This window comes from Streptomyces sp. NPDC001663 (assembly GCF_042893105.1).
In the GTDB taxonomy this organism is placed as follows: domain Bacteria; phylum Actinomycetota; class Actinomycetes; order Streptomycetales; family Streptomycetaceae; genus Streptomyces.
Window position 1 is genome coordinate 140586 of sequence record NZ_JBIAUR010000005.1, and the last position, 17113, is coordinate 157698.

Here is a 17113-nt window from a genome sequence, read left to right on the forward strand (position 1 = left end):
CGATGTCAGCTGGTCCAGAAGTCCCACCAGCGGGTCAGGACCAGCATGCCGATGATGCCGACGTGCAGCACGGGCACGACCCAGGTGAACTCGCCGAAGAAGCTCTTCAGCCAGCGCGGGGTCGGCAGGAAGTCGTTGCGGATGTTGAAGGACGTGACGTACCAGAACATCGTGATCGTCGCTACCCAGGCCAGGGAGCACCACAGGCACAGCGCGTTGATGCGGTACAGCGACTGGAACTGCAGCCAGGTGCAGAAGGCCACGCCGAAGAGCGTGCCGAAGTTGAAGGTGAGCCAGTACCAGCGCGGGAAGCGGGCGCGGGCCAGCAGGCTCATGCCGACGCAGATGACGATGCCGTAGGCGACCAGGCCGAGCATCGGGTTCGGGAAGCCGAAGGCCGCGGCCTGCTTGGACTCCATGACGCTGCCGCAGGAGACGACCGGGTTCAGGCTGCAGCCGGGGGTGAAGGTCTTGCCCTCGACCTTGGCCTCGAGCAGCTTGAACTTGTCGATCGTGATGACCCAGGCCGCGAGCAGACCGGCGGCGCCGGTGATGATCAGCAGCAGGGCGAAGGCACGACTGCCGCCCACCGTGCGCGGCTCCGGGGCCGCGCTGCTCGGCTCGGGCTCGGTGGAGACGTCCTTGACTGTCGTCTTGCTCATCACGCCGATTCCGTCTGCTTGAGAGTTGGACCTTCTTCGGGCACGGGCCATTGTGCCGCACCAGGGCCACTGTCCACCGTTCGGTGGACATAAGGAAGTACGCACGGTCGTCCCTGAGCGTTCGGTTCCGGACGACGATCGACGGCATGACAACACACGCGAACGAACTCGCGGTGGACGTACGGGGGCTGCGCAAGCAGTACGGGGACGTGACCGCGGTGGACGGCATCGATCTGGGCATCCGGCGCGGAGAGGTGTTCGGCCTGCTCGGGCCGAACGGCGCGGGCAAGAGCACCACGGTGGAGATCCTCCAGGGCAACCGGAGCCGGGACGCGGGCGAGGTGTCCGTGCTCGGCGCGGACCCGGCGAGCGGCACGCGCGCGTGGCGGTCACGTGTCGGAATCGTCTGGCAGGACGAATCCGCGCCCGCCGAGTTGACGGTCCGCGAGACCGTACGGCACTTCGCCCGCTACTACCCGCGGCCGCGCGACCCGGAGGAGGTCATCGGCCTGGTGGGCCTGGAGGCCAAGGCGGGCAGCCGGATCAAGGCGCTGTCGGGGGGCCAGCGCCGTCGGCTCGACGTTGCCCTGGGGGTGATCGGCGATCCCGAGCTGCTGCTCCTGGACGAGCCGACGACCGGTTTCGACCCGGCGGCCCGGCGGCAGTTCTGGGACCTGATCCGGCTGCTCGCCGACGAGGGCACGACGATCCTGCTGACCACGCACTACCTGGAGGAGGCGGAGGCGCTCGCCGACCGGCTCGCCGTCGTCGCCAAGGGCCAGGTCGTCGCGGAGGGCGAACCGGCGGCGCTCCGGGAGCGGTACGGCACCCAGGCCACCGTCGAGTGGACCGAGCCGGACGGCGTCACGCGCACCGAGCGCACGGACACGCCCACCCGGACGGTCGCCGGGCTCATGCACCGCTTCGACGGCGAGATCCCGGGCCTGAAGGTGACCCGCCCCACCCTGGAGGACGTCTACCTCCGGCTGACCGGACAGGAGGACGCGCGATGACCACGACCGCCGTACGGACCCGGACCGAGGCGCCCGCCGAGCGGCTGCCCGGAGCGTGGGGGCTGGGGCTGCAGCGGGGCGCGCTGGAGATCAAGCAGTTCTTCCGGCAGCGCGACCAGGTGGTGTTCACGTTCGCGTTCCCGGTCGTGTTCCTCTTCCTGTTCGCGTCGATCTTCAAGGACGACGTGCAGGACGCGGGCATCACCGCCTCCCAGCTGTACGTCCCGGCGATGATGGCGGCCGGCATCATGTCGACGAGTTTCCAGTCCCTCGGCATCTCGATCGCGATCGAGCGGGACGAGAAGGTGCTGCGCCGGCTGCGCGGCACGCCGATGCCGCCGGCCGCGTACTTCCTCGGCAAGATCTGGCTGGTTCTGTTCACCGGTCTGCTCGAGACGGCGATCCTGCTGGTCGTCGGCACCACCCTGTACGACGTCGATCTGCCGTCCGGCGCGACCCGCTGGTTCGACTTCGCGTGGATCTTCGTCCTCGGTCTTACGGCGTGCGCGCTGCTCGGTATCGCGATCAGCTCGGTCCCGAAGTCCGGCAAGAGCGCGACCTCGGTGGTCGTACTCCCCTTCCTCATCCTGCAGTTCATCTCCGGGGTGTACATCGCGATCGACACCATCCCCGACTGGATGCTGAACATCGGGGCACTGTTCCCGCTGAAGTGGATGTGCCAGGGGCTGCGCGGGGTGTTCCTGCCGGACTCGGCGCGGATCCTGGAGCAGACCGGCAGTTGGGAGTTCGGGAAGGTGGCGCTGGTGCTCGCGGCCTGGTGCGTCGGAGGATTGGTGCTGTGTCTGCTGACCTTCCGGTGGAAGAACCGGCGCGACGGATGAACGAGCCGGCGGGGGCGACCGGCGCCTACACCTGGGATCGCTCCTTCCGGCTGTGGGACACCTATTTCGCCCTCATCTGGCTGGCCACCCTGGCGTTCGTGCTCGGCACGGGACACCCGGGGTGGCCGGTCCGCATCACCGCGGCGGCGCTGCTGGTTCCGCTGATCCCCCTTTTCGTGTGGGTGGGCCGTCCGCTGCTGAAGGGTGATCCGCCGCCCGAGCGCCAGGCCCTCGGCTACCTCGTCGCGATGACGGCCCTGTTCCTGCCCTCGGCAATCCTCGTCGGCGAGACGCGGCTCATGACCTTCGCGCTCGTCCCCCAGTGCTTCATGACGCTGCGGATGCGGTGGGCAATCACCACGGTGGCCGTGATCAACCTGGCGCCGGTGGTGGGCTGGGCGCTGCTGTGGTGGCCGAGCGACCAGGACGTCTTCTTCAACGGGCTGTTCGCCGTGGTCACCCTCATCTTCTCGGTGGCCGTGGGCAGTTGGGTGATCCGGATCATCGAGCAGAGCCAGGAGCGTGCGGAGCTGATCGCCGAACTGGACGCGAGCCGCCACGAGATCTCGCGCCTCTCGGCCGCGCACGGTGCCCTGACCGAGCGCGAACGCATGGCCCGCGAGATCCACGACACGCTCGCGCAGGGCTTCACCAGTCTGCTGATGCTGATCCAGGCGGTGGAGGCCGAGCTCGACCACGACCTCCCGCAGGCCCGCCGCCACCTCGCGCTGATGGACGAGACGGCCCGGCAGAACCTCGCCGAGGCCCGCGCCCTGGTCGCGGGCGGCGCACCCGCCGACCTCGACGGCACCTCCCTCCCGGACGCGCTGCGTCGGCTGGCCGCCCGCCACCAGGCGATACTCGACGTGACCGGGCCGGTACGCCCGCTGTCCGCCGGCCCCGAGGTCGTCGCGCTGCGCTCCTGCCAGGAGGCTCTGGCCAACGCCCGCAAGCACGCAGGGAGTTCGGCCGTGGTGGGCATCGAGCTGGCGTACGCCGAGGACACGCTCACCGTCTCCGTACGGGACGACGGCCGCGGCTTCGATCCCGACGTCCCCGGCGACGGCTACGGTCTGGCGGGTCTGCGCGCGCGTGCCGTCGAGGTCGGCGGAACGGCCCGGATCAGCAGCACACCGGGCGACGGCACGACGGTGACGGTCAGTCTGCCCGTATCACCCGTAAGGAGTTCACCGTGATCCGGATCGTCCTCGCCGACGACCATCCCGTCGTACGGGAGGGGCTGCGGGCGATGCTCAGCGCCGAGCCGGACCTGGAGGTGGTCGCCGACGCGGCGAGCGGTCCGCAGGCGGAGGCGCTGGCGGCTGAACTCCGCCCCGACATCGTGCTGATGGACCTGCGGATGCCGGGCGGCGGAGGCGTCGACTCGATCGTGCGGATGGGCGAGGCGAGGCTGCCGTGCCGGGTGATCGTCCTGACGACGTACGAGACGGACCGGGACATCCTGCGGGCGGTGGAGGCCGGCGCGGCGGGCTACCTGCTCAAGGACATGCCACGCAGCGAACTCGCGGAAGCGGTACGGGCGGCCGCCCGCGGTGAGACGGTACTGGCACCGTCGGTCGCGGCCCGCCTGGTCGACCAACTGCGCACGAAGCCCGAGCGGCCACGGCTGTCGGAGCGGGAGAGGGCGGTGCTCCGGCTGGTGGCGGAGGGCTGCACGAACGCGGAGATCGGACGACGCCTGTTCATCGGCGAGTCGACGGTGAAGACCCATCTCCTGCGCGCCTTCGGCAAGTTGGGCGTCGACGACCGCACAGCGGCCGTCACCAGGGCCATGCGGCACGGGCTCCTCGACCAATGACGAAGGCGCCGGTTGCCCTTCAGGCACCCGGCGCCCTTGTCGATCCGCTAGCCGAGCCGAGACTCCAACTCCGCCACGATCTCGTTCACCCCGACCGCCGCCTGCTCCCCGGAATCCATGTCCTTGAGCTGTACGACGCCCTCGGCGAGGTCGCGCTCGCCGGCGACGATCGTGTAGCGGGCGCCGCTGCGGTTGGCGTTCTTCATGGCGCCCTTGAGCCCCTTGGCGCCGTAGGAGAAGTCGGCCGCGATGCCCAGCTTGCGGAGCTCGGTGACCTTCGCGAACAGCACCCGGCGGGCCTCCTCGCCCAGCGGCACCGCGAACACGCTGGTCGTGGAGGGGAGTTCGAGCTCGACGCCCTCCGCCTCCAGCGCCAGGACCGTGCGGTCGACGCCGAGCGCCCAGCCGACGGACGGCAGCGCGGGGCCGCCGATCATCTCCGACAGGCCGTCGTAGCGGCCGCCGCCGCCCACCGCGGACTGCGAGCCCAGACCGTCGTGGACGAACTCGAAGGTCGTACGGGTGTAGTAGTCCAGGCCGCGCACCAGCTTGGGGTCGTCCTCGAAGGAGACGCCCGCCGCCGTGATCAGCTCACGGACCTCCTCGTGGTACGCCTTGCAGGCGTCGCACAGGTAGTCGCGCAGGAGCGGGGCGTCGCCGAGCTGCTTCTGGACCGACTCGCGCTTGTCGTCCAGGACGCGCAACGGGTTGATCTCGGCGCGGCGGCGCGTGTCCTCGTCGATGTCCAGCCCGCGCAGGAAGTCCTGCAGCGCAGCCCGGTAGACGGGACGGCACTCCTTGTCGCCCAGGCTGTTGAGCAGGATGCGGAAGTTGCTCAGGCTCAGCGAGCGGTACGCCTGGTCGGCCAGGATGATCAGCTCGGCGTCCAGCGCCGGGTCCTCCGCCCCGATCGCCTCGGCGCCGACCTGCGAGAAGTGCCTATAACGGCCCTTCTGCGGGCGCTCGTAGCGGTAGTAGGAGCCGGAGTACCAGAGCTTGACCGGGAGGTTGCCCAGCTTGTGCAGGTTGGCCTCCAGCGCCGCGCGCAGCACGGACGCCGTGCCCTCGGGGCGCAGGGCCAGCTTGTCGCCGCCCTTGGTCTCGAAGGCGTACATCTCCTTGGTGACGATGTCGGTGGACTCGCCGACACCGCGCGCGAAGAGCTCGACGCTCTCGAAGCCGGGGGTCTCGATGTAGCCGTAGCCGGAGTTGCGCAGCGGGGCGGCGATCGCCTCGCGGACCGCCAGGAACTTCGCGCTGTCCGGCGGGATCAGGTCGTACGTGCCCTTGGGGGCCTTGAAGGTGCTCACGGGAAGTCTCTCGTCACATTCCTCGTCGGGGAGCGGCATCGGGGTTCGCTCCCGGGCCGGCGGCCACCTGCCGCAGATACGGGTTGGTGGCGCGCTCCTGGCCGATGGTCGTCTGGGGGCCGTGGCCGGACAGGACCACGGTCGAGTCCTCGAGCGGCAGGCACACACGGGCCAGCGAGTCGAGCATCTCGGCCATGTCACCGCCGGGCAGGTCGGTGCGTCCGATGGAGCCGGCGAAGAGCAGATCCCCGGAGAAGAAGACCGAGGGGATCTCGGTCGTCTCGGGCATCTGGAAGGTCACCGACCCCTTGGTATGGCCGGGCGCGTGCGCGACGGAGAACTCCAGACCCGCCAGCGCCAGCTTCGCGCCGTCGGTCAGCTCCTTGACGTCGTCCGGCTCCCCCACGGTCAGCTCGCCCATCAGCGGCATGCCGATGGAACGGCCGAGCGCCTTCTCGGGGTCCGCCATCATGTAGCGGTCCTCGGGGTGGATCCACGCCGGTACGTCGTGTGCGCCGCACACCGGGACGACCGAGGCCACGTGGTCGATGTGGCCATGGGTGAGGACGACGGCGACGGGCTTGAGCCGATGCTTCTTCAGCGCTTCCTCGACGCCTTGGGCGGCCTGGTGGCCGGGGTCGATGATCACGCACTCCTCACCGGCGGCGGGGGCGACGAGATAACAGTTCGTCCCCCAGGCCCCGGCGGGGAACCCGGCAATGAGCACGATCGTCCTTCGTTGTGTCGATTAGGGCGGCTACGACAGCTGTCGGTGAACGGCTGCAGCTGTCGTCAGAGCCTACCGGCGCTGCCGATTCCTCAGCGAACCCATATACGGTACGGGGCACACGCAGGCGGTCGGCTCACAAGACACACGCGTACGGGTCGACGTACGAGACGCATGAGGAGAGAACCCGGTGGTCACCCAGGAACAGCGCAAGCGTCAGCTCGCCCGGGAGAAGTTCTTGCGCCAGCAGCAGCGGCGTACGGATGCGCGGCGCAAGGCGAAGATGCGCAACTCGGTGATCGCGTCGGTGCTCGGCGTGATCCTGATCGGCAGCGTGGCGATCTACACGACCGGGGTACTCAAGGACGACGACAACAAGGCCAACGCGAGCTCGCAGACGAGCCCCAGCGCCGCCGCGACCAGCAAGGCTCCCGACCCGTGCGCGAAGCCGGCCAAGGGCTCGGTGAAGAAGCTGAGCTGGAAGAAGGAGCCGGCGATGACCATCGACAAGTCGGCGAAGTACACGATGAACCTGGCGACGACGTGCGGTGACATAGGCATCGCGCTGAATGCGTCGGCGGCGCCGCACACCGTCAACTCGTTCAACTTCCTCGTCGGCAAGGGCTACTTGGACCACACCAAGTGCCACCGCCTGGTCACCCAGGGCATCTACGTGCTGCAGTGCGGCGACCCCACGGGCACCGGCACGGGCGGTCCCGGCTACACCATCCCGGACGAGAACCTCAAGGACAAGAGCCTCAAGGGGCAGGTGTACCCGGCCGGAACGGTCGCCATGGCCAACCAGTACAACTCCCAGACGCAGAAGGGCCGCAACAGCGGCGGCAGCCAGTTCTTCCTCGTCTACCAGGACAGCCCGCTGCCGGCCGACTACACCCCGTTCGGCACGTTGACCAAGGACGGCATGAAGGTCCTCAAGAAGATCGCCGCCGCCGGAGCCGAGGCCGCCGACCCGACGACGGGCAACACGGCGCCGAACGCGACCGTCGTGATCAACAAGGCCACGGTCACGAAGTCCTGACCGCTCCAGGGGTCTCGTCGGGACCCCGAGGTGCGAATTTCGGTCGCGCGGGATGCGGACAGGCAACCCGCCGGTCGCCTATGTTGGCCGTGACGAAACTGTGGACGATGCCCGGGGGCGCTGAGGCCCCTCGCAGGCATCATGTGGAGGAGGCGCTGTGAGCAGCGACCCGTGGGGACGCGTCGACGAGACGGGGACCGTGTACGTGCGTACGGCCGACGGCGAGCAGGTCGTCGGATCCTGGCAGGCCGGCTCCCCCGAGGAGGCGCTGGCCTACTTCGAGCGCAAGTACGAGGGCCTGGTTGTCGAGATCGGCCTCCTCGAGAAGCGAGTGAAGACCACCGACCTGTCCGCGAAGGATGCCCAGACCGCCATCGACCACATCCGCGAGCAGGTCGACGCGCACCACGTGGTCGGTGACCTGGACGCCCTGCGGACCCGCCTCGACAAGCTGGTCGAGACGGTCGAGAAGCGGCGCGAGGAGCGCAAGCAGCAGCGGGCCAAGCAGTCCGACGAGGCGCGGCACGCCAAGGAGGACCTGGTCACCGAGGCGGAGCAGCTGGCGCAGTCCGACCAGTGGCGGGCGGCCGGTGAGCGGCTGCGGGCGCTGGTGGACACCTGGAAGGGTCTGCCGCGCCTGGACCGCAAGTCGGACGACGAGCTGTGGCACCGCTTCTCGCACGCCCGCTCGGCGTTCTCCAAGCGCCGCAAGGCGCACTTCGCGTCGCTGGACGCGCAGCGCGAGGAGGCCCGCAAGACCAAGGAGCGGCTGGTCGGCGAGGCCGAGGCGCTCTCCGGTTCGACGGACTGGGGTCCGACGGCCGCGCGCTACCGCGAGCTGATGACGGAGTGGAAGGCCGCCGGGCGCGCCCAGCGCGAGCACGAGGACGACCTGTGGAACCGCTTCCGCGGCGCCCAGGACATCTTCTTCGCCGCCCGCAGTTCGGTCTTCGCCGAGCGGGACGCCGAGCAGTCGGAGAACCTGAAGCTCAAGGAGGAGCTGGCTGGGGAGGCTGAGAAGATCCTCCCGGTCACGGACCTGAAGGCGGCTCGCGCCGCCTTCCGCTCGGTCAACGAGCGCTGGGAGGCCATCGGCCATGTGCCGCGGGACGCGCGCCCGAAGGTCGAGGGCCGGATGCACGCCGTCGAGCGTGCCATCCAGGAGGCCGAGGAGACCGAGTGGCGCCGGACCAACCCGGAGGCACGCGCGCGTGCCGAGGGTCTGACCGGTCAGCTCCAGGCCGCCGTCGACAAGCTGAGGGGCCAGATCGACCAGGCGCGCGCTCAGGGCAACAACGCCAAGGCCGACAAGCTCGAGCGGGAGCTGGAGGGCCGCCAGGCACTGCTGGACCAGGCGCTGAAGGGTCTGCAGGAGTTCGGCGGCTGACGGACGCGGAAACGACGAAGAGGGCCCCGCACTTCCGGTGCGGGGCCCTCTTCGTCGTATGTGCTACGTCCTGTTGCGCGCCGACGTCACGCGGTACACGTCGTAGACGCCCTCGACGCCCCGTACGGCCTTCAGGACGTGCCCGAGGTGCTTCGGGTCGCCCATCTCGAACGTGAAGCGCGAGGTGGCCACCCGGTCGCGGGACGTCTGGACGGCCGCCGAGAGGATGTTGACGTGCTGGTCGGACAGGACGCGCGTGACGTCGGAGAGGAGCCGGGAGCGGTCCAGGGCCTCGACCTGGATGGCGACCAGGAAGACCGAGGACTGGGTGGGCGCCCACTCGACCTCGAGGATGCGCTCGGGCTCGCGGGACAGTGACTCCACGTTCACGCAGTCGCTGCGGTGAACCGATACTCCGCTACCGCGCGTGACGAAACCGATGATCGGGTCGCCGGGCACGGGCGTACAGCAGCGGGCCAGCTTGACCCACACGTCCTCGACGCCCTTGACGACGACGCCCGGGTCGGCGCTGGAGCGGCGCTTGCGGCTGCGGCCGCGGGTCGGCGGGACCGACTCGTCGATCTCCTCGGTGGCCGCCTCCTCGCCGCCGAGCGCCGAGACGAGCTTCTGCACCACGTTCTGCGCGGAGACGTGGCCCTCGCCGATCGCCGCGTACAGCGCGGAGATGTCCGGGTAGCGCATCTCGTGCGCGAGTGTGACGAGCGAGTCGCCGGTGAGGATCCGCTGGATCGGCAGGTTCTGCTTGCGCATCGCGCGGACGATGGCGTCCTTGCCCTGCTCGATCGCCTCGTCGCGGCGCTCCTTGGAGAACCACGCCCGGATCTTGTTGCGGGCGCGCGGCGACTTGACGAAGCCGAGCCAGTCGCGGGAGGGGCCCGCGCCGGCCGCCTTGGAGGTGAAGACCTCCACCAAGTCGCCGTTGTCCAGGGTGGATTCGAGCGGTACGAGGCGGCCGTTGACCCGTGCTCCTATGGTCCGGTGGCCGACCTCCGTGTGGACCGCGTACGCGAAGTCCACCGGGGTGGCCCCGGCCGGGAGCGCTATGACGTCGCCCTTCGGGGTGAAGACGAAGACCTCGTTGCGCGACAGGTCGAAGCGCAGGGACTCCAGGAACTCGCCCGGGTCCTCGGTCTCCTTCTGCCAGTCCAGCAGTTGGCGCAGCCACGCCATGTCGTTGAGGTGGTCGTCCTTGCCGGTGCTCTTCGGCGCGTCCGAGCGCACCTTGGAGGTGCCGGCGACGGCCTCCTGCTTGTACTTCCAGTGCGCGGCGATGCCGTACTCGGCGCGGCGGTGCATGTCGAAGGTGCGGATCTGCAGCTCGACGGGCTTGCCGTTGGGGCCGATGACCGTCGTGTGCAGCGACTGGTACATGTTGAACTTGGGCATCGCGATGTAGTCCTTGAACCGGCCGGGGACCGGGTTCCATCGCGCGTGCACGGTGCCGAGGGCGGCGTAGCAGTCGCGGACGGTGTCGACGAGGACTCGGATGCCCACCAGGTCGTAGATCTCCGCGAAGTCACGGCCGCGGACGATCATCTTCTGATAGACGCTGTAGTAGTGCTTCGGCCGGCCGGTGACGGTCGCCTTGATGCGGGCCGCGCGCAGGTCCTGCTGCACCTCGTCGGTCACTATGGCGAGGTACTCGTCCCGCTTGGGGGCACGCTCGGCGACGAGCCGCACGATCTCGTCGTACATCTTGGGATAGAGGATCGCGAAGGCGAGGTCCTCCAGCTCCCACTTGATGGTGTTCATGCCCAGGCGGTGGGCGAGCGGCGCGTAGATCTCGAGGGTCTCGCGCGCCTTCTTCTCCTGCTTCTCGCGCTTGAGGTAGCGCATGGTGCGCATGTTGTGCAGGCGGTCGGCGAGCTTGATGACCAGGACGCGCGGGTCCTTGGCCATCGCCACGACCATCTTGCGTACGGTCTCCGCCTGCGCGGCCTCGCCGAACTTGACCTTGTCCAGCTTGGTGACGCCGTCGACGAGCAGGGCGACCGAGTCGCCGAAGTCGCGGCGCAGCTGGTCGAGGCCGTACTCGGTGTCCTCGACGGTGTCGTGCAGCAGGCCCGCCATGAGGGTGGCCGGATCCATGCCCAGCTCGGCCAGGATCGTGGTCACGGCGAGCGGGTGCGTGATGTACGGGTCGCCGCTCTTGCGCTTCTGGCCGCGGTGCCAGCGCTCGGCGACCTGGTAGGCCTTCTCTATCTGGCGCAGCGTCGCCGTCTCGATCTTCGGGTCGTTGCTGCGCACTATCCGCAGCAGGGGCTCCAGGACCGGGTTGTACGGATTGGAGCGCTGGACGCCGAGGCGGGCGAGGCGGGCGCGGACGCGGTTGGAGGAACCGGAGCGGGCGGGCTGGCCGGTGTTCGGGCGGACCGCGGGCGACGGGGATCCCCCCGCTCGAGCGGAGTCGGGAGCGGGGGACGACAGGGGCCGCTCGGGTGGCGCGGGCTTGGGACGCGACTGCTCGGCCGACTTGTCGACGGGCGCGGACTGGCCGTGCTCCACCGGCCCGCGGGCGTCGTTCTTCGCGTGCGGCGTGGTCGGCGCGGGCTTGGCCGCTGCCGCCGAGGCGGACTCGGGCTTGGCGGCGGTCAGGTGCTGGGCCTCGTCTGGCAAGAGGACTCCTCGTGCGCGATCCGGGTCCCCCGGTCAGGCTCCGGAGACCCCATGGTAGCGATCCTGGGCCGCAGGATCGCCTTCAGGCCAATGTGAGGGCCGTCTACCCGTGAAACACGAGGGGCTGCCGCCGGATTCCTGGGGGTGGCTTGGGGGTGATCCGGGGGTGGCTTTGGGGTGGCTGAGGGTTTGCGTGGGGGGCGGGTCGGGAGTCCCGCGACCGAAGGAGGCCGAAGGAGGCCCAAGGAGGAAGGTGCCGCTCCGCAGGGTCAGTGACGCGAGAACAGACGTCGGGGCGTCCCAAGAAGCCGAGAACGGCCGTCCCAGAAGCCTGGGAACGGCCGTTCTTCGTGGCTCGGGCCCTCGTCGTCAGACGATGAGCAGCGCCTCCAGCGGAGCTCCGGCGAGAACCGGTTCCAGGCGGGTTCGGCCGCCGAGGAAGCCGAGTTCCATCAGGACGGCGAGGCCCGCGACCTCGGCTCCGGCCCGGCGGATCAGCTGGATCGAGGCCTCGGCGGTGCCACCGGTGGCGAGGACGTCGTCGACGATCAGGATGCGGTCGTCGGCGGTCAGGTCCTCGGCGTGTACCTCGATCTCCGCGGAGCCGTACTCCAGGTCGTACGCCTGACCCAGGGTGGCTCCGGGGAGCTTGCCCGCCTTGCGTACGGGGATGAAGCCGAGGCCGGCGCGGACGGCGACCGGGGCGCCGAGGATGAAGCCCCGGGCCTCCAGGCCGACGACCTTGGTGGCACCGGTGTTCGCGGCGATCTCGGCCAGCGCGTCCGTGAGCGCCGTGAACGCCGCCGGGTCCGCCAGGAGCGGGGTGATGTCCTTGAACATCACGCCCGGCTCCGGGTAGTCCGCCACGTCACGGATACGGCTGAGCAGCAGCTCCTCGATGCCGGTCATCGGCGCTTCCCCGACGGACGGCCACGGCCCCGGTTGCGGGACGCGGGCTGGTTGCGCGGGCCGACCACCGCGGCCGCCGCGTCCTCGTGCTCGTCGGCGTACTGCTCGTCCGCGGGCTCCGGCTCGGGCGTCTCGCCCTGCGCGGCGGCCTGGGCGCGCTTGGCGAGCACACGCTTCCTCAGGGCCTTCATCTGCGGCTCGCGCTCCTTGAGGTCGGCGACGAGCGGCGTGGCGATGAAGATCGAGGAGTACGCACCGGCAGCGAGGCCGACGAACAGCGACAGCGAGATGTCGTTCAGCATGCCGGCGCCGAGGAAGCCACCGCCGATGAAGAGCAGGGCGCCGACCGGCAGCAGCGCCACCACGGTCGTGTTGATGGACCGCATCAGCGTGCTGTTGATCGAGCGGTTGGCGACGTCGCTGTAGGTCCAGCGGGTCTGCTTGGTGATGTCCTTCGTCTGCTCCTTGAGGCTGTCGAAAACGACGACCGTGTCGTAGAGCGAGTAACCGAGGATCGTGAGCAGACCGATCACTGTGCCCGGCGTGACCTCGAAGCCGACGAGGGCGTAGATGCCGGTCGTGATGGTGATGTCGTGGATCAGCGCGACGAGGGCCGCGAACGCCATGCGCCACTCGAAGGCGATCGCCAGGTAGATCACGACCAGGACCATGAAGATCGCCAGGCCCTGCCAGGCCTTGCTGGCGATCTGCTCACCCCAGCTGGGGCCGACCAGGTCGGCGTTGATGTTCTCGGAGTTGACCTTCAGGTCGTTGGCGAGCTTGTCCTTGATCGTGTCGGACTTGTCGGTGTCGATGCCCGCGATCTGGATGCGCAGGCTGCCGTCGCCGAGCTTCTGGACGATCGCGTCGTGACCGGAAGCGTCCTCCGCGTACCCCTCGGCCGAGGCGACCGAGGCGGTCATGTGCTTCGGGGTGGTGAAGACGGCGCCGCCCTGGAACTCGATGCCCATGTTCAGGCCGCGCACCGCCAGGCCGACGATGGCCGTGATGGTGATCAGGATCGAGATGCCGTACCAGATCTTGCGGTTGCCGACGAAGTCGTAGCCGACCTCGCCGCGGTGCAGTCGGGCGCCGAGGCTGCCGAGTTTCGACATCTCACGCCTCCTTCGGGTCGACGGGGGCGGGACGGCGGGTGCGGCGCAGCGGTGGCTTGGCGCCGAGGGCCTTCGGGTCGAGGCCGGACCACTTGTGGCCCTGCGCGAAGAACTTCCGGCGGGCGAGGATCGTCATCAGCGGCTTGGTGAACAGGAAGACCACGACCACGTCGAGCACGGTGGTCAGACCGAGCGTGAACGCGAAGCCCTGCACCTTGCCGACGGTGACGATGAACAGCACCGCCGCGGCGAGGAACGACACGAAGTCGGAGACCAGGATGGTGCGCCGGGCGCGCGGCCAGGCCCGCTCGACCGCGGGGCGCAGCGAGCGGCCCTCACGGATCTCGTCCCGGATGCGTTCGAAGAACACGATGAACGAGTCCGCGGTGATACCGATGGCGACGATCGCACCGCAGACGGCCGGCAGGTTCAGCGCGAAGCCGATGGCCGGGCCGAGCAGCGCCATGATCACGTACGTGAGGATCGCGGAGACGATCAGCGAGGGGATCGCGATGACCGACAGGCCCCGGTAGAAGAGCAGCAGGTAGATCACGACCAGCCCGAGGCCGATCGCGCCCGCGATCAGACCGGCGTGCAGCTGCTCACCGCCGAGCGCGGCGGTCACCGTGGTGACGCTGTCCTCCTTGAAGGTCAGCGGCAGGGCGCCGTACGACAGCATGTTGGCGAGGCTCTGGGCCTCCTCCTGGGTGAAGCTGCCGGAGATCTCCGCGCTGCCGCCGGTCAGCGCCTGGCTGACGGACGGGTCGGAGACCACGTCGCCGTCGAGGACGATGGCGAACTGGTTCTGCGGCTGCGTCTTCTGCGCCAGCTGGCCGGTGATGTCGCCGAACTTCTTGGTGCCCTTGCCGGTGAAGTCCATGGTGACGGTCCAGCCGGCGGCGGTCTGCGTGTTGAAGACGGCCTGGGCCTTCTTCACGTCCGTGCCGTCGACCGCGGCGGGGCCGAGGATGTACTTCTGCCACTGGCCCGACGAGTTGCCGCAGGCGATGGTGGCGTCCGTGGGCCTGTAGCCCTTGCCGGCCTTGGCGCGCTGCGCCTTGTTGGTGCAGTCGAGGGCGGCGTACTGCGCCTCGAGCTTGTTGGCGGCGGCGCTCGCGGAGCTGCTCGCGGACGGGGAGGCGCTCGAAGAGGCCTTCGCACCGGAGGAGGCGGTGGCGCTGGGCGACGAGTCGGCCTTCAGGGCGTCCGTGACGGCGCGGCCCTGCGAGGTGGCGGTGGCCGAGGGCGTCGCGGAGGAGGACGCGGTCGACTTGTCCGTCGCCTTGTCGGTGGCCTTGCCCGAGGCGCTGCTGGAGGCGCTCGGCGACGGGCTCGCCGTCGCGGCACCGCCGGAGACCTCGGTGGCGAGCACCGGGCGGAAGTACAGCTTGGCGGTGGTGCCTACCTGCTGCCGCGCCTCCTTGGAGTTCGTGCCCTTGGGGATGTTGACGATGATGTTCTTGTTGCCCTGGGTCTGAACCTCGGCCTCCGAGACACCAAGACCATTGACACGGCGGTTCATGATGTCGACCGCGGTGTCCATGTTGGTCTTGTTGATCGCGGACTCCTGGCCCGGCTCTGCGACCGCCCGGAGCGTGATGCTCGTACCACCGGCCAGGTCGATGCCGAGACGCGGAGTGGTGTGCCCCGAGGCGAACATTCCTCCGGTGAGCGCCACGATGGCGATCAGGATGAGGGCCAGCGAGCGTCCTGGCTTGCTCTGGGCACTCGCGCTCCGGCCCCTCTTAGGTGCTGCCACCTTCTCGTACTCCCTCTCGGGCCGCTCCGCGCCGGGTTCAGCGCGGTGTCGGCCATGACATGGTGTCGGGATCCCCGTGTGCGAGACGCCAGCGTCCCGGGGTGCGCGAGGTCGGCCGCGCGCCCCGGGACGTGACTACTTCGCCTCGGAGTCGCCGTCGGTCTTCTTCGGCTCTTCGTCCGACTTCGCCTCGGCGGCCACGGTTTCGTCGGCCGGCTCCTCGGGCGCGTCCTTCTTGCCGAGGTCGACGGACTTGTCGTCGGAGGCGGCGGCAGCTTCGTCGGCGGAGTCGTCGGTCTCGGTGAGGGAGGAGGCGTCGTCCGGGACCACGTCGGTGTCGGACTTCAGGTCGTGCTCGATGCCGTGGACGATGCGGTTGTATTCGTCGTCGGTGAGGACGGCACCGATGGCGTTCTTCGCGAAGAGGAGCTCGACGCCCGGACCGGCGTCGAGGAGGACCGTGTCCTCGTTGACCTCCTTGACCGTCGCGTACATGCCCCCGATCGTGCGGACGCCGCTGCCGGGCTGCAGCTCGTTGCGCATCGATGCGGCCTGCTGCTGCTTGCGCTTGGCCGAGCGGGTCATGAGGAACATGGCCCCGATGAGCACGATGAACGGGAGGAGCATGCCGATGTTATTCACGGGACGGAATTTCCTTCGCACGACCGCGATGGAGAGCGGCCTCATGGATTGGGGGTATGTATACCGCCGACAAAGGCGGCATCGGCGGAGTCTAAGCGAGTCCGCGCGCATGGAACAACGCTCAGCATGGCACCTGGGTTCCTGACCCGGCCAATGCCCGCGCCGTCACGAAGGCATCACGTCCCGAACAGGTCCTGTTGTCCGTTTCCCGCAGTGGCCGAGCGGGGCGGGGTGAGGCCGAGATGCGCCCATGCGGCAGGCGTGGCGACCCGGCCGCGCGGGGTCCGGGCCAGCAGCCCCTCTCGTACGAGGAAGGGCTCGGCCACTTCTTCGACGGTCTCGCGCTCCTCCCCCACCGCGACGGCGAGGGTGGACAGGCCGACGGGGCCGCCACCGAAAAGCTTGAGCAAAGCCTCCAGGACACCGCGGTCGAGGCGGTCGAGGCCGCGGGCGTCGACCTCGTAGACCTTCAGTGCGGCAGCCGCGATCTCGCGGGTGATCAGCCCGTCGGCCTTGACCTGCGCGTAGTCGCGGACCCGGCGCAGCAGGCGGTTGGCGATGCGGGGCGTGCCGCGGGAGCGGCCGGCGATCTCGGCGGCGCCGTCGGCCTCGATCTCGACGTCGAGCAGGTTCGCCGAGCGGTGGATGACGCGCTCCAGCTCGGCGGGCTCGTAGAACTCCATGTGCGCGGTGAAGCCGAAGCGGTCGCGCAGCGGGGGCGGCAGCAGGCCCGCGCGCGTGGTGGCGCCGACCAGGGTGAACGGGGGCAGTTCGAGGGGGATGGCGGTGGCGCCGGGGCCCTTGCCGACGATGACGTCGACGCGGAAGTCCTCCATCGCCATGTACAGCATCTCCTCGGCCGGCCGGGACATGCGGTGGATCTCGTCGAGGAAGAGGACCTCGCCCTCCTGGAGCGAGGAGAGGATCGCGGCCAGGTCGCCGGCGTGCTGGATGGCGGGGCCGGAGGTGATCCGGATCGGGGCGCCCATCTCGGCCGCGATGATCATCGAGAGGGTGGTCTTGCCGAGGCCGGGGGCGCCGGAGAGCAGCACGTGGTCGGCGGTGGCGCCACGCGCGCGTGCGGCGCGCAGCACCAGGTCGAGCTGCTCGCGGACCTTCTCCTGGCCGATGAACTCGTCCAGGTCCTTGGGGCGCAGGGCGGCCTCGACGGCCTGGTCCTCACGGTCGGCGACAGAGCCCACCAGCCGCTCGGCCGCGGGGGTGTCGGTCGTGTCGTCCCAGTTCATTGAGT

The 17113-nt window shown here is 69.5% G+C and carries 15 protein-coding genes; 6 read left to right on the forward strand and 9 right to left on the reverse strand.

Translation table 11 applies throughout. The features are described 5' to 3' along the window. Positions 1-5 precede the first annotated feature (5 nt). The gene (locus ACFY1L_RS17545) at positions 6-662 is read right to left on the reverse strand and encodes a vitamin K epoxide reductase family protein (protein ID WP_388824248.1); all 657 of its coding nucleotides are present in this window, start codon (positions 660-662) and stop codon (positions 6-8) included. A gap of 146 nt (positions 663-808) precedes the next feature. On the opposite strand from ACFY1L_RS17545, the gene ACFY1L_RS17550 reads away from it, so the two are divergent. From ACFY1L_RS17550 to ACFY1L_RS17565, 4 genes are read left to right on the forward strand one after another with little or no spacing between them, the layout of a single operon-like run. Next, positions 809-1675, forward strand: a complete 867-nt coding sequence (locus ACFY1L_RS17550; protein ID WP_388824250.1) for an ABC transporter ATP-binding protein — start codon at positions 809-811, stop codon at positions 1673-1675. Next, complete coding sequence (locus ACFY1L_RS17555) at positions 1672-2517, forward strand: ABC transporter permease (protein WP_388824252.1); 846 nt, start codon at positions 1672-1674, stop codon at positions 2515-2517. The genes ACFY1L_RS17550 and ACFY1L_RS17555 overlap by 4 nt, the downstream gene beginning before the upstream one ends. Then, positions 2514-3713, forward strand: coding sequence for a sensor histidine kinase (locus ACFY1L_RS17560; protein WP_388824254.1), 1200 nt, complete (start codon positions 2514-2516; stop codon positions 3711-3713). Before ACFY1L_RS17555 ends, ACFY1L_RS17560 begins: the two co-directional genes overlap by 4 nt. Continuing rightward, entirely contained in the window at positions 3710-4336 is a 627-nt protein-coding gene (locus ACFY1L_RS17565) for a response regulator (RefSeq protein ID WP_388824256.1), read from the forward strand. The genes ACFY1L_RS17560 and ACFY1L_RS17565 overlap by 4 nt, the downstream gene beginning before the upstream one ends. A gap of 47 nt (positions 4337-4383) precedes the next feature. Here the strand turns inward: ACFY1L_RS17565 and hisS are convergent, their stop codons facing one another. Together hisS and ACFY1L_RS17575 are read right to left on the reverse strand one after the other, a co-directional pair. Then, positions 4384-5646 (reverse strand): histidine--tRNA ligase, encoded by a 1263-nt coding sequence (gene hisS, locus ACFY1L_RS17570; protein ID WP_388824258.1) that lies wholly within the window; start codon positions 5644-5646, stop codon positions 4384-4386. A gap of 13 nt (positions 5647-5659) precedes the next feature. After that, positions 5660-6373: an MBL fold metallo-hydrolase gene (locus ACFY1L_RS17575; protein ID WP_388824260.1), complete on the reverse strand. Its 714-nt coding sequence runs from the start codon at positions 6371-6373 to the stop codon at positions 5660-5662. Between the two features lie 190 nt (positions 6374-6563). Here ACFY1L_RS17575 and ACFY1L_RS17580 point away from each other — a divergent pair, with 190 nt between their 5' ends. Both ACFY1L_RS17580 and ACFY1L_RS17585 read left to right on the forward strand, forming a co-directional pair. Next, the gene (locus ACFY1L_RS17580) at positions 6564-7412 is read left to right on the forward strand and encodes a peptidylprolyl isomerase (protein ID WP_388824263.1); all 849 of its coding nucleotides are present in this window, start codon (positions 6564-6566) and stop codon (positions 7410-7412) included. Positions 7413-7569: 157 nt separating this feature from the next. Beyond that, positions 7570-8799 (forward strand): DUF349 domain-containing protein, encoded by a 1230-nt coding sequence (locus tag ACFY1L_RS17585; protein ID WP_388824266.1) that lies wholly within the window; start codon positions 7570-7572, stop codon positions 8797-8799. A 63-nt stretch (positions 8800-8862) separates the two neighbouring features. Here the strand turns inward: ACFY1L_RS17585 and ACFY1L_RS17590 are convergent, their stop codons facing one another. The 6 genes from ACFY1L_RS17590 to ruvB all read right to left on the reverse strand — a co-directional run bounded on the left by ACFY1L_RS17590 (position 8863) and on the right by ruvB (position 17108). After that, entirely contained in the window at positions 8863-11436 is a 2574-nt protein-coding gene (locus ACFY1L_RS17590) for a RelA/SpoT family protein (RefSeq protein WP_388824269.1), read from the reverse strand. 369 nt (positions 11437-11805) lie between these two features. Beyond that, on the reverse strand, positions 11806-12345 hold the full coding sequence (locus ACFY1L_RS17595) for an adenine phosphoribosyltransferase (protein WP_388824272.1): 540 nt from the start codon (positions 12343-12345) through the stop codon (positions 11806-11808). After that, positions 12342-13460, reverse strand: coding sequence for a protein translocase subunit SecF (gene secF, locus ACFY1L_RS17600; protein ID WP_388824274.1), 1119 nt, complete (start codon positions 13458-13460; stop codon positions 12342-12344). The genes ACFY1L_RS17595 and secF overlap by 4 nt, the downstream gene beginning before the upstream one ends. A gap of 1 nt (position 13461) precedes the next feature. Then, complete coding sequence (gene secD / locus ACFY1L_RS17605) at positions 13462-15219, reverse strand: protein translocase subunit SecD (protein ID WP_388824277.1); 1758 nt, start codon at positions 15217-15219, stop codon at positions 13462-13464. Positions 15220-15354: 135 nt separating this feature from the next. Further along, on the reverse strand, positions 15355-15846 hold the full coding sequence (gene yajC / locus ACFY1L_RS17610; protein ID WP_388825381.1) for a preprotein translocase subunit YajC: 492 nt from the start codon (positions 15844-15846) through the stop codon (positions 15355-15357). A 191-nt stretch (positions 15847-16037) separates the two neighbouring features. Next, complete coding sequence (ruvB, locus tag ACFY1L_RS17615; protein ID WP_388824280.1) at positions 16038-17108, reverse strand: Holliday junction branch migration DNA helicase RuvB; 1071 nt, start codon at positions 17106-17108, stop codon at positions 16038-16040. Positions 17109-17113 lie beyond the last annotated feature (5 nt).